The sequence below is a fragment of the Rossellomorea sp. GQ25 genome, from assembly GCF_059758515.1.
Window position 1 is genome coordinate 962,681 of the sequence record NZ_JCAXEQ010000001.1, and the last position, 13,594, is coordinate 976,274.

Consider the following 13,594-nt stretch of genomic DNA (forward strand, 5'->3'; position numbering starts at 1 on the left):
CCTACATAAATATGTACAATTTCTCATTTTATCCTCACAAGCTGTTTATAGTAAAGAAGTATAGACTTCACCCGAAAAGAATGACTTCTGTCTAAAGTGATTCTTTATGAAGCGGTATATATAAGAAAAAGGAGAGGAAGAAATCCCTCTCCTTAACGAGTACTATTGTTATTAACAAGTTTAATCATCATGTTCGCAATGGCATGTTGTTCTTCAGGAGAAGCGACAGACCATAAATCCGCTAACACTTTTTCCTGATCGTTCTTAGCTTCGACTTGATTCGCTAAGTAGTCACCAATTTGGTAAGCTAAGTCTGAAACCGTTTCATTTTCCATTCCACCATGTTGAGCCTGGTGAAGACGGTCACCTAAGAAGTTTTTCCAATCAGACCAGTTATCTAATACAGACATTTGTCATGACCTCCTTTATTGAAATACAACCTTAGTTTGTATCCAGGAGGAAAAATTATTCGTCTTAATCATTTGCCTAAAAAACTTTTTCAAGTATGCCATCCACCATTGATGGAGATGGTTTGACCAGTTATATAAGAGGCTTTGGTAGAAGTGAGAAATTGAATCGAGTCGGCAATTTCAGCTGCCTGAGCGAGACGCCCCATTGGAATCTCCTCCCGAAGAGCTTCTAGTTCCCCTTCAGAAAACGAACTCATCATTGTTGTATCAACTGCTCCTGGAGCGATTGCATTGATCCTAACCCCACTTAGAGCAAGCTCCTTACTCAATGATTTCACAAATGCCAATTGCGCCCCCTTAACAGTTGAATAAACGACCTCACACGCTCCGCCTATTTGTCCCCAAATGGAGCTTACCATTACAATACTCCCCTTACGTTCTATCAGCTTAGGCAATAACATTTGAATGAGAAGTAAAGGACTTTTCACATGAACGTTAATCAAATAGTCCACCTCTTCTTCAGTCTGATCTTGAAACATTCCCCAGCTTGAATTCCCACTACTATAAATAATGGCATCAAGTTGGAAGATACTGTTCACGAGACTCCCGACTTCTCTCGGGAGGGCAAGATTCGCCCGAATGGGGATTGCCTCCACCCCATACTTTTCAATCTTATGTAGCAGCTCTATTATAGCTTTTTCATTCGTATGATAATGTAAATATAAATTCCATCCCTCTTCTGCCAAGCTTAAAGCCGTACTGCTTCCGATTCCCCCTGAAGCCCCTGTTATTAAAGCATATTTCATCTGTTTCCACCTCAATGTCCACATAAAGAGAGGAACTACCCTAGGGCAGCTCCCTCCGATATTATGATTTTGGTACTACCTGACACACCGTAAAGCGCTCTTCACTGATAATATTACTCGCAACGGTTTGAATATCATTATACTTCAATGATTCAAGTGTTGGTACGACCTCAAAAAGATCCATTTCGTTAAAAGCATAGCGTGTGAATTGATTTGCAATAAACTCAGGCGAATTAATGGCACGTAAAAACGCACCAATTTTCTTTTTCTTCGTTCTTTCTAATCCCTCTTCTGTAAAGAGAGATTCTTGTTTGGCTTTAAGTAGCAGCGATTGTACCTTCTCGGCCAGCTCATCCGGCTTTTCCGTATCCCCGCCGACGGTTAAGAATCCAAAGCCATTTTCTTGTGTATAGTCATAGTGGAATGTTTCATCAATCAATCCATCATTGTATAGTTCAGAATAATACGTTGAGCTTTTACCAAATAACATATCAAGGAAAACGTTCATCGAAAGCTCTTGTCGAAGCATTTCCTTGCCTTGCTGCTGGGGTTCAGGCGCTTTAAGTCCTACCAGGCACTTAGGGCTTTGCACGTTCATCTTAAGGACCTGCTTCTTCTCAGCAACCGTTTCTGGTTCCTCATCAAATCTCCGCTTAATCTCAGGCATTTTTTCATAATCCTTCTTTTCCTGATTCGAACGAATCTGATTCATGATTTGATCCGGGTCCACTGACCCCACTACAAAGAGAAGCATATTGCTTGGGTGGTAGAATGTGTTATAGCACTGATACAACATATCTTTCGTGATTGGTGTGATGGACTCAATCGTTCCTGCAATATCAATCTTCACAGGGTGATTTTTGTACATATTCTGAATCACGCCAAAATATAATCGCCAGTCAGGGTTATCATCATACATGGTGATTTCCTGTCCGATGATGCCTTTTTCTTTTTCCACTGTCTTTTCTGTAAAATAAGGGTCTTGAACAAAGTCTATAAGCGTTTCTAAATTTCGTTCCACATTGGTGGTACTTGAGAATAAATAAGCCGTTCGTGTAAAGGATGTGAAAGCATTAGCCGACGCTCCCTGGCGGCTGAATTGCTGAAATACATCCCCATCTTCCTTTTCAAACAATTTATGTTCCAAGAAGTGGGCGATTCCATCTGGAACCTTAACGAATCCTTCTTCGTTTAGAGGGACAAAATGATTGTCGATGCTTCCGTACTTCGTCGTAAACGTAGCATACGTCTTATTGAATCCTTTTTTCGGGAGAATATAGACATCCAGTCCGTTAGACATTTTTTCATAATATAAGTTTTCCTGTAATTGATCGAAGGAAATTTTCTTCATCTTTATCCCTCCATTCCTGTTAAAAAGTAGATGGTATCAAGTTCAACTTTATTTGCTGCTTTCACGATGTCTTCTTTCGTCGTTTTCTCAATTTCATCAAGCCAGTGTTTTAAATCAATTTCTTCATGGGCGACAGCATTATGATAAAGGACCTCAACCAACCCACGGGACGTATCAATGGTTTCAAGCAGTTGATTGCGGATGACCGCTTTCGTTTGTTCGATCTCGCCATCCGTAAAGTCTCCATCCTTCATGGCTTGCAGCTGATCATTGATGATTCCAACAGCTTGATCATATTTCTCAAATTCTATGCCGGACATAACCATCAATAATCCTTTATGACTTTCTAGTCTACTTGCTGCATAGTAGGCTAAGCTCGCTTTTTCTCTCACATTTATGAACAATTTAGAATGAGAAAATCCACCGAATATGCCATTGAACACCTGAAGGGCAAAGTAATCATCATCGCCATATTGAGTATGTGTCCGGTAGCCCATATTAAGCTTACCTTGCTTCACATCCTGCTTTTCTTTCACGACGTTTTCCCTTTCTTTTTGCTTCACTTCCGATGAATCGACTTCGAGAGGGGTACGTTCGTTTAATTGGAGGAGTTGATCACACAGATTTTCAACTTCCGCAACATCTACATCGCCGATGACATAAAGATCGAATTGATCTTCATTCATGACTTTTTGATAATATTCATATAAACTCTTGGCCGTAATGGACTCTACTTCTTCACTAATTCCATTAACATGAAGGGCGAATCGCTCCCCCTTACACATTTCTTCTACAAGCCGGGAATTAGCGTAGCGCATTTTATCGTCATATACTGCCTGTATTCTTACCTTCTGGTTTCGTTTTTCTTTCTCGACCGTTTTCTTATCGAATTCGTTATTTTCAATATGAGGATTTTGCAGGACATCTGCTAAAAATTCTATTCCTTTTTGAAGTAAAGGCTCCGAGTCCCTTAAAAACTTTTCGTTGGCAATTTCAACTGACATGCTGACCACGTGGTACTCACCTTTTTTACCTAAATCCGTAAAAAAGTTAGCACCATATAATTCATCAAGGTAGGATCTTAATTCCGTTGTACTCGGATAGGTTTTTGTACTGCTTTGCATCACATGAGGGAGTAATCCGCGTAAGGTCACTGTTTCTTGATCTAATGGAGCTTTCATTTTCAAAATCAGACTGTTGGTTTTATACTTATCCGTTTGAACGATATGTAGCGTGTATCCCTGTTTCTTCTTTACTACTTCATTTATGGCTGTCATCGTACCGTCCTCCTTAGTTCCACACTTCCATCATTTTTGAAATCAAAAAAGTTATAAACACCTTTATTGTGCGGCATTTATGTATAACTATACATGTAGTGATATGTTGATTTCAAGCATCTTCCTCTATTGGAAAAATACCCATAGAGTAAACTATTATATGATTGTAAAATATTCAATATGTTCGTTCTTATATTTTCTAAAAAGGCTCTTTTCGTAAACAGAAAAAGTAGTAGTTGATTTCCGCTCCAGGATTCCCGCTTTCCGCTGGGCGGCCGGTGAGCATTCTCGTCGCTCCTTTGGGGTCTAACCCACTGTTTATGCGTAGATTCCTAAAAAGTAAACTTATCTTTTGAATGAGTGGTAGTGTAAAACCATGGAACGTTCCTTTCCGCTCCAGGTACAAGATTCCCCGGGGAGGAAGTCGAGCCTCCTCGACGTTCCGTCTGTGGGGTCTCCCTTTCCTCTATTTCCCCCAGGAGTCAAGTGCCTTCCGCTACCATCCACTCTGTGCTATTACATTCTTATTTCCTATAAATATAGATAGACAAACATAAGAAAGCTCCTATTGTAGAATCCGTTGAGGGTTTGTTCCCAAAACCAATTATCTACAAAGTTATCTACAAAGGTGTAAAAAAATTTAGGTTAATTCATAAATTGGCGGATCATTGAACTATCCTTTCAAATGGATCAAACAATCTCTTTGATTTGTCCGTGTATGGAGCACCAAGCCCCAAGGCATATGGACCAAATGCTATCGTCATGATAGCCTAAATCCTTTCCTTGAATGAAAAAAATAGGAAAGAATAACAATCTTATTTGTAAATAGTCTTTTTTGCTCCAACGGTAAAATAGACTATTGTAAAGAGAGTAGTGGTCGATTTTCTCTTGTATTCTAAAATTCCGTTTTCTATAGATTGTTTTTGTTACTTTTAAGCTCTGTCACGAAATTTTCTTATAGAAGGTGAGGGGAACTGCGTAGACTCCGGCGGATTTTGAACGTGCCGAGACCCGTTCGGCTAAGCTGAGGAGGCCGGCCGATCGTGCGCGGCAAGCGGAGCGGTTCCCCTCACCTTCTAGCACACACTGGTTGACAGAGCCCCTGGCAGATTTCATTTTATCAAACAACAAATTTTGCGAAATGAACCTTCAAATAAGCTGTTTTCGTAAACTATGTTGCTATGAGAGAGAAATGAGCATACAAAAAAGGTACCTCGAGTGTCGAGATACCTTTTATTGATTGGTGCTTATGTGATTAACGACTTCCTTTAATATACGGTGTACCAAGTGCTTTAGGTGCATCTGCACGCCCGATGAATCCGGTAAGTGCAAGGATGGTCAACACATAAGGAGCGATTAGCAGGTATACACTTGGAATATTCTCAAATAACGGAATACTTGATCCGATGATACTTAAGCTTTGAGCAAATCCAAAGAATAATGCTGCACCCATTGCACCAAGCGGATGCCACTTACCGAAGATCAAAGCGGCTAAGGCCATGAATCCCTGTCCGCTTATCGTTGCATGACTAAAGTCCGAGGAAATGGACTGGGCATATACTCCTCCACCTACTCCTGCAAAAGCCCCGGAAATGATGACGCCGATATAGCGCATTTTCGTTACGTTGATTCCCATTGTGTCGGCAGCCATTGGATGCTCACCTACGGAACGCAATCTGAGACCGAATGGAGTCTTAAACATAATGAACCAAACGATGACAGACACAAGAATGGCTACAAATGGTGGCCAGTAAGTGTTGGAGAAGAAAATATCTCCAATCACTGGAATTTTATTCAGTAACGGCACATCCACTTTCCCGAATCCTTCAGAAATAATATCAGTTTGACCTTTCCCGTAAATACGTTTTACTAAGAAAAGGGTTAATCCAATAGCAAGCAGGTTGATTGCCACACCGGATACTACTTGATCAGCTCTGAACGTGATAGAAGCAACAGCATGTAAGACGGCTAGTAACCCTCCCATTACCATGGCTATGAGCAGCGCTACCCAAGGAGTAGCATCACCGAATACGTCTGAGAAAGCAAGATTGAAAACGATGCTTGCGAAAGCCCCTATGACCATTAAACCTTCAAGTCCAATATTAACGACACCAGAACGCTCAGAGAACGCTCCGCCTAAAGCAGTGAAAATAAGTGGTGATGCCCACAATAATGTTGATGGAATAAGGATTGTCAAGATATCAATAAAGCCCACTTACTTCACCCCCTTTTTACTAAATCGTTGAATTAGATAACGAATCATATAACCAGATGCTACAAAGAAAATAATAAGGGCAATGATGATGTCTACCAATTCATTTGGAATACCTGCTTCAAGAGGCATATTTAACGCCCCCACTTTAAGTCCTCCAAATAATAATGCTGCGAACACAACACCTATTGCTACATTACCTCCTAATAGTGCTACAGCGATCCCATCAAATCCGACCCCTGTAAATCCTCCTTTAATCGAGGCATAGCCAAATGTTCCTAAACCTTCCATTGCACCAGCGAGTCCGGCAAATGCTCCTGAGATGACCATAGAAAGGATAATGTTTCCGTTTACGTTCATCCCTGCATATTGAGAAGCGTGCTGGTTAAAACCTACGGAACGCAGTTCATATCCACGAGTCGTTTTCTCTAATAGGAACCACATGATAAATACACACAGAAGGGCGATGAAAACTCCCCAATGCAGGCGAGAGTAATCCGTTAAGCTTTCGAAAAACGGAGACTTAAGTGATGCCGTTTCTGCGATATAATCCGTACGATCTTTACGCTCTGTTAACACATCACGGATAATCGCATTCGTGACGTGAAGAGCAATATAGTTCATCATGATTGTTACAATTACTTCGTGTACACGAAATCTCGCTTTAAGTAATCCAGGAATAAAGCCCCATAACGCTCCAGCTAATGCTGCTGCAGTGATGGCAAGGGGCAAATGAATGACTTTTGGTAACTCATCGAAAGCAACCCCTACCCAAACAGCAGCAAGCCAGCCTACAATCAATTGTCCTTCGACCCCGATATTGAATAAACCGGTTCTAAAGGCAAAGGCCACAGCCAACCCTGCTAAAATGTATGGTGTTACTTGACGTACCGTTTCCCCTACATAGTAGATTTCACCGAAAATACCTTGCCATAACGCAGAATATCCGGCAATCGGATCATACCCACTCACAAGCATAATAATGGTTCCTACAATAATACCTAAAAGGACTGAAATAACCGGGATTAATATATTTGTTAATCGATTAGACATTTGTGTTCTCCCCCGTTTCCTTCCTCTTTGATCCAGCCATTAATAGTCCTAGCTCTTGTTCAGTCGTTTCCTTTGGATTCACAATCGCTACGATTTGACCTTCATAAATAACGGCAATACGATCACTTACATTCATGATTTCATCTAGTTCAAATGAAAGCAATAGAACGGCTTTCCCGTTATCCCGCTGCTCGATAAGGCGTTTGTGAATGAACTCAATGGCTCCTACATCCAAACCACGAGTCGGTTGAGCCGCAATCAATAAGTCCGGGTCACGATCAACTTCCCTGCCGATAATCGCCTTTTGTTGATTACCGCCGGACAATGCCCGGGCAAGAGTATATTCCGAAGGTGTTCTTACATCAAACTCTGAGATTAGTTTTCTTGCTTGATTGTAAATATTTTTATAGCTTAATACCCCTTTATTGGAATAGGGCTTTTGGTAATAGGTTTGTAGAACCATATTTTCACCAATCGGAAAATCTAATACTAATCCATGTTTGTGACGATCCTGAGGAATATGACCTACACCTGTTTCATATATCTTGCGCGGTTTCATATTGACTATTTCTTTTCCATTCAGCTTTATCGAGCCACCATCGGTTTTGTATAATCCTGTAATAGCTTCTATCAGTTCACTTTGCCCATTGCCGTCGACCCCTGCAATACCCAGGATTTCCCCTGCCTTCACTTCAAGGTTCAATCCTTTTACTACGGGAACATTCCGATGATCTTTCACCTTTAAATCACGAATCTCAAGTACATTGCCCGCAGGATTTGCTTCTTTTTTCTCAGTCTTAAAGGTTACTTCACGCCCTACCATCAGACTGGCAAGATGGTTCGTGTCAGTCTCTGATACTTTCACAGTCCCAATCCCTTTACCTTTTCTGATAACGGTTACATTATCACACACTTCCATAATCTCTTTTAGCTTATGGGTGATAAGAATAATAGATTTACCTTCTTGAATAAGAGTTTTCATAATTTGAATAAGCTCTTTGATTTCTTGAGGAGTCAGTACCGCCGTTGGCTCATCAAAGATCAAAATTTCAGCCCCGCGATAAAGTGTTTTCAAGATCTCCACACGTTGCTGCATACCTACTGAAATTTCAGAAATTTTAGCAGACGGCTCCACTTTCAAACCATATCTTTCTGAAATTTCCATAATATCCTTCTCTGCCTTTTTAATATCCACCGTTGCACCGGACTTAGGCTCTCTTCCGAGAATAATATTTTCTGTTACTGTAAAGGTATCCACGAGCATAAAGTGCTGATGAACCATTCCGATCCCTAAGTCGTTGGCGATATTGGGATTGGTGATGTTCACTTTCTGTCCCCTTACACGAATTTCTCCTTGCTCAGGTTGATAAAGTCCAAATAATACATTCATCAGTGTAGACTTACCTGCTCCATTTTCACCAAGAAGCGCATGAATTTCACCTTTTTTGAGCTGGAGGGTAATATTATCGTTTGCTACGATGCCTGGAAATTCTTTACGGATATTCAGCATCTCAATTACATAATCCATTGCTATTCACTCCTTGCGTAGGTAGGGATATTTATCTAGTAGTTAGAGGTCAGACCTTAACACGCTAGAAAAAAAGGGTTTCCCCGAATAAAAATCTAAATGAAAGATAGAAAACATTTCTATACTTCAATTAAATTTTTAATTATTATGAATATTTCTTTTAAAAAAGGGATAAGAGACCGGCTATCCTTGGCCCGCTTATCCCTTTTAAAATTAGTTAGCCGAGAAAGACTCCGCTTCTTTAACAGATTCTGGAACAGTCACATCTCCACTATTAATTTTTTCTTTCCATTCATCAACTTTTTGCATTACTTCATCTTTATTTGAAAGCTCTTCATTTAATTCAGCGAGTCCTACACCGTCTTCTTTAAGACCGTATAAGATTTGTTCTCCACCAGGGAAATTTCCGTCTTGAGCTTTTGTTGCAAGGTCTTTAACTGCGTTGTCAACACGTTTCAATGCAGATGTCAGAACAATGTTATGGTCGCCAACTTTACCTTCTGCAACTTGATCAGAGTCAACACCGATCGCCCAAAGTTCACGGGATGGATCTTTTTCTTTTAAGTCACGTGCTTCTTTGAATAAGCCATTACCAGTACCACCAGCTGCATGGAAAATAACATCTACATCTTGAGAGTACATTTTAGAAGCGATCGTTTGACCAAGTTCAGCTTTATCAAAAGCTCCTGCATAGTCTGCCACGATTTCTGCATCTGGTTTAACTGATTTTACACCAGCTATGAACCCTGCATGGAAACGCTCGATTACCGGGATTTCCATACCACCAATAAATCCAATTTTATTCGTTTTTGTAGCTAATCCAGCTGCAACACCAGCCAGGAAAGAAGCTTCTTGTTCTTTAAACATAATGCTTGCAACGTTTGGTTGTTCTACAACAGCATCAACGATTGCAAAATGAGAATCTTTTTGTTGTTGTGCAATGTCATTGATTGCACCCTCCATAAGGAAGCCGATACCATATACTAAGTCAAAGTCTTGACGAGCTAATGTGTTTAAGTTAGTAGCATAGTCAGCATCAGATTGTGATTGTAGGTAGTCATAACCTTCCTTACCTTTTTCTAAGTCGTGCTCTTTACCGAAAGCTTTTAAACCTTCCCAAGCAGATTGGTTGAAAGATTTGTCATCTACTCCACCAACATCCGTAACCATTGCTACTGTAAATTGATCTTCTTTCTTGTTACCTTCACCACTAGATGCACCTTCTTTGTCCTCGCTTGTTCCACAAGCACCTAATAATGTACCTGCAGCTAGAACAAATGACAACGCTAAACCAATTTTACGTTTTTTCACCTAGAGTACCCCCTAATATTGTAATAAATTAGTAGAAAGATGGATTGTTGTTATACACGCTTTCTTAATACGTGGAAGCTAAATTTGTCTGACCGAAAATAGTTTACTGAGTACAAAATCGGCTCATCGTTTTCATCAAAATGCATTTGCTTTAAAACGAGTAGTGCCGTTTCAGGTTCACAATTTAGAATAGGGGAGATTTTATCGTGATATCCCATAGGTTCTATTTGTGCAACAGCATGAGTGATTCTCTTATTCTCGCGTTTTTCCAAAACGGTGAAAATCGAATTATCCTCATGGGTGAAATTCCTCGGCATAATCTTTTCAGGAATTTTGTCTACACAATACACAACCGGTTCCCCGTTTGCAGTACGAACTCGTTCAATCAGGATCACGTCGTCCTCTTCATTGCAAGTAAACCTCTTCACATCATCCTCAGTAGCTTCTTGAGTTGTTGAGCTTAAGAATATGGTCCCTGGCTCCATTCCTGCCTGCTTAATCATGTTCGTTACACTGTTCAGCTGCTCAATACCAGAAGTAAAGAGCGGTTTAGCGTTTACAAATGTACCTACCCCATGACGTCGTACGATGACACTTTCTTCCTCAAGAATTCTGAGAGCTTCACGGAGAGTAGCCCTACTCACACCGAGTTGTTTGGAGAGATCAAATTCAGATGGGAGTTTTTCTTTTTCTTTGTATACTCCCGCTTCGATATCTTTCTTCAAACGGTCTATCACTTGTAAGTATAAATGTCGATTATCTGTCTTTATTGTCACTGGAACCACCACCAAATTTTCTCAAGAGATCAGACCTCTGATGTATATCTTTCCTACTAATCGAAAATACTATAACACTTTTCTTTTCATAAATAAATAGCATTGTGTGATTTTGTCGAAAAAAATGACTAGAATGACAATTTAAAATCCTTATTTGTAAAAAAATAGTAATTATTTAAGAATGAATAGGGTTTCATGGAGTTTTTTTACAAATAATTTACAATAAGGTTGTTTTAGATGATCAATCTTTACAAAATTAAAACAACGCCATTACAATTGTAAACGCTTTTAATAGTATAACACATTAGTGGATAAACTAGAATAATCTCATTAAGAACGGATACATTTTGAGATTTCCTCCTTGAATTTTACATAAAAAAGGTGTGTTAACCCGTTCACTTTGAATAGGGTAACACACCTTTTGTTAAGAGCTTTGCTCTTCTGAAGGTTTACCGATCAAGACGGTTCTCGGCTTACTTCCTTCATAAGGCCCAACGACTCCTCTTACTTCCATCTCATCAATCAATCGTGCTGCTCTTGTATAACCAATTCTAAATCTTCTTTGAAGCATGGAAACGGAAGCCGTTTGCATTTCAGCGATTAACTGAACTGCATCATTATAAAGTTCGTCTTCAGCTTCGCCCGTTTTCTCATCTTCTTGTATTTCATCTGGAATCATTTCTTCCTGATACTGTGCCTTTTGTTGGGAAATGACAAAATCAACGATTTCTTCAACTTCTTCATCAGATAAAAAGGCACCTTGAACCCTTGTAGGCTTTGAAGCCCCTACAGGCATAAAGAGCATGTCTCCTCTACCCAATAGTTTTTCTGCGCCCCCTGAATCCAGAATGGTTCTGGAATCGGTTTGAGATGATACGGCAAACGCAATCCTTGATGGTATATTCGCTTTGATGACCCCTGTAATAACATCAACAGAAGGACGTTGCGTCGCAATTATTAGATGGATTCCTGCAGCACGTGCCATCTGTGCAAGTCTGGTTATAGCGTCTTCTACATCGTTAGAAGCAACCATCATTAAATCAGCCAGCTCATCCACTATGACCACAATGTATGGAAGCAGTGGCTGCTTTTCTTCGTTCTCCAGATTCTGCCTCTTAACGTAGTCATTGTAGCCTTCAATATTCCTGGTTCCTGTGTGAGAGAACAATTCATATCTCCGTTCCATTTCGCTTACAACCTTTTTTAAAGCCTGTGAAGCTTTCTTGGCATCTGTTACAACAGGAGCCAATAGGTGCGGTACCCCATTATATACATTCAATTCAACCATTTTCGGATCAATCATCATGAGCTTGACTTCATGAGGTTTAGCTCTCATTAGAATGCTCGTAATGATTCCATTAATGCAGACACTCTTCCCGCTTCCTGTGGCCCCGGCTACAAGTAAGTGAGGCATTTTATTCAATTCTGCAAGTACGGCTTCACCTGTAATATCCCGTCCTAAACCAATTTGGAGCTTGGCATCCGGTTTATTATGTTCCTTGGCTTCAAGCACCTCTCTTAAAGACACCATGGCCACCTCTGAGTTAGGAACTTCAATACCGATAGCCGATTTCCCTGGGATGGGTGCTTCGATTCGGATATCTTTAGCCGCAAGAGCCAATGCTAAATCATCACTAAGGTTCACGATGCGGCTTACTTTCACACCTACGTCCGGGTGGACTTCATACTTGGTGACGGCTGGGCCTAAGTGAACTTGTGTAACTTTTGCTTTTACTCCGAAGCTTTGGAAAGTTCGTTCAAGCTTGGCTGCGTTGGCATGAATCAGTTGATATTCATTACTCTGATCTGTTTTTCTAGGACTCTTTAATAACGAAATAGAAGGAAGTTTATAATCCTTATTTTCTACTTCAGTAAACGTAATCGGTGGTGCAGCATCCGCTTCTCCTTCTGAATCGGACTTTTTATCATCTTTTTCATCATTCATTCCCGCTCCTGTAACGGATGGTTCTTCTTTAGTCTGAGCCCCTCCGTATGCGCGTTCCGCGAAGTTTGAGATAATCGGTTCTCTCGTTTCCTCTTCCTGAGGCAGCAGTGTTTCAACCGCTTCCACCTGCTTCACATGAACTTCTTTCTTTTTCTTTTCTTTTACTTCTTTTTTCTTTGACTGATCTTCTCTCCAGTCACTCATATCTTGTTTGAATGCCGACCATTGTCCGTTTAAGAATGCACCAAAGCGCTTTCCAGCTCTTCCTAGCACATCCCCGATGGATTTACCTGTCACTAGTATTATTCCGATTAATATGAATGTTGCACTAACAATCCTTGCTCCTTGCGAGTCAAATAGAAAATAAGAAACGGCAAATAGAACGCTCCCTATCATTCCTCCTCCAAGATCCGATGTACTCGTTTCCCCACTTACATCCATCCAATACAAATCCCACGTATTCATGATGACACTTGGATTATCGAAAGAACCATCATTTGAGAGCAAATCAAATAATTTCACATGACTCAATAGCAAGAAGCTCGCAATGATGATGTAAATCCCAATAAGTCTGCGACTAAATAACATAGGAATCTCTCGTTTAATCATGAGGTATCCTGCCACATACAGCATCCACAGGAGGGCAACCATATACCATTCACCCAGAAAGAATCGATAGAAATACACCACTGCTTTCCCTACAGCTCCAAGCTCAATGATTGAAATCAAACTGAGGGCAGCGAGGATCATTCCTGTAATTTCATATTTAATGGTTTGTTTTAAGGTTGAACTCGTTGCAGATCGTTTTTTTCTTTTTTTTCGTTTTGCCAATCCAATTCACCTAAATTCTATTGAAGTCTTTCTTCATATGTACATAAAGATGAAGAAAGGGCTGATCCTTTGGGGCAATCTATGTGCCTAAGGT

10 protein-coding genes are annotated in these 13,594 nt (G+C 40.3%); all 10 read right to left on the bottom strand.

Annotated elements, in window-relative coordinates:
* Window positions 1-152: 152 nt before the first annotated feature.
* Window positions 153-410, bottom strand: coding sequence for a DUF3243 domain-containing protein (locus AC6CIB_RS05185; RefSeq protein ID WP_498278411.1), 258 nt, complete (start codon window positions 408-410; stop codon window positions 153-155).
* An 89-nt stretch (window positions 411-499) separates the two neighbouring features.
* The gene (gene ymfI / locus AC6CIB_RS05190) at window positions 500-1,216 is read right to left on the bottom strand and encodes an elongation factor P 5-aminopentanone reductase (RefSeq protein WP_498278412.1); all 717 of its coding nucleotides are present in this window, start codon (window positions 1,214-1,216) and stop codon (window positions 500-502) included.
* A gap of 61 nt (window positions 1,217-1,277) precedes the next feature.
* A complete protein-coding gene (gene yfmH, locus AC6CIB_RS05195; protein ID WP_498278413.1) occupies window positions 1,278-2,567 on the bottom strand; it encodes an EF-P 5-aminopentanol modification-associated protein YfmH in 1,290 nt (429 codons plus the stop codon).
* Window positions 2,568-2,569: 2 nt separating this feature from the next.
* A complete protein-coding gene (yfmF, locus tag AC6CIB_RS05200) occupies window positions 2,570-3,844 on the bottom strand; it encodes an EF-P 5-aminopentanol modification-associated protein YfmF (RefSeq protein ID WP_498278415.1) in 1,275 nt (424 codons plus the stop codon).
* Between the two features lie 1,255 nt (window positions 3,845-5,099).
* A complete protein-coding gene (locus AC6CIB_RS05205) occupies window positions 5,100-6,059 on the bottom strand; it encodes an ABC transporter permease (RefSeq protein WP_498278417.1) in 960 nt (319 codons plus the stop codon).
* The gene (locus tag AC6CIB_RS05210; protein WP_498278419.1) at window positions 6,060-7,109 is read right to left on the bottom strand and encodes an ABC transporter permease; all 1,050 of its coding nucleotides are present in this window, start codon (window positions 7,107-7,109) and stop codon (window positions 6,060-6,062) included.
* Complete coding sequence (locus AC6CIB_RS05215; RefSeq protein WP_498278421.1) at window positions 7,102-8,637, bottom strand: ABC transporter ATP-binding protein; 1,536 nt, start codon at window positions 8,635-8,637, stop codon at window positions 7,102-7,104. Before AC6CIB_RS05215 ends, AC6CIB_RS05210 begins: the two co-directional genes overlap by 8 nt.
* Before the next feature lie 213 nt (window positions 8,638-8,850).
* Window positions 8,851-9,948, bottom strand: coding sequence for a BMP family lipoprotein (locus AC6CIB_RS05220; RefSeq protein ID WP_498278423.1), 1,098 nt, complete (start codon window positions 9,946-9,948; stop codon window positions 8,851-8,853).
* 50 nt (window positions 9,949-9,998) lie between these two features.
* Complete coding sequence (locus AC6CIB_RS05225; protein ID WP_113968169.1) at window positions 9,999-10,724, bottom strand: GntR family transcriptional regulator; 726 nt, start codon at window positions 10,722-10,724, stop codon at window positions 9,999-10,001.
* 424 nt (window positions 10,725-11,148) lie between these two features.
* The gene (locus AC6CIB_RS05230) at window positions 11,149-13,500 is read right to left on the bottom strand and encodes a DNA translocase FtsK (RefSeq protein ID WP_498278425.1); all 2,352 of its coding nucleotides are present in this window, start codon (window positions 13,498-13,500) and stop codon (window positions 11,149-11,151) included.
* Window positions 13,501-13,594 lie beyond the last annotated feature (94 nt).

Excerpts from the sequence above, each read along its gene's own strand:
- AC6CIB_RS05185 (WP_498278411.1), bottom strand. The coding sequence starts at position 410 with ATGTCTGTATTAGATAACTGGTCTGATTGGAAAAACTTCTTAGGTGAC.
- ymfI (WP_498278412.1), bottom strand. The coding sequence starts at position 1,216 with ATGAAATATGCTTTAATAACAGGGGCTTCAGGGGGAATCGGAAGCAGT.
- yfmH (WP_498278413.1), bottom strand. The coding sequence starts at position 2,567 with ATGAAGAAAATTTCCTTCGATCAATTACAGGAAAACTTATATTATGAA.
- yfmF (WP_498278415.1), bottom strand. The coding sequence starts at position 3,844 with ATGACAGCCATAAATGAAGTAGTAAAGAAGAAACAGGGATACACGCTA.
- AC6CIB_RS05210 (WP_498278419.1), bottom strand. The coding sequence starts at position 7,109 with ATGTCTAATCGATTAACAAATATATTAATCCCGGTTATTTCAGTCCTT.
- AC6CIB_RS05215 (WP_498278421.1), bottom strand. The coding sequence starts at position 8,637 with ATGGATTATGTAATTGAGATGCTGAATATCCGTAAAGAATTTCCAGGC.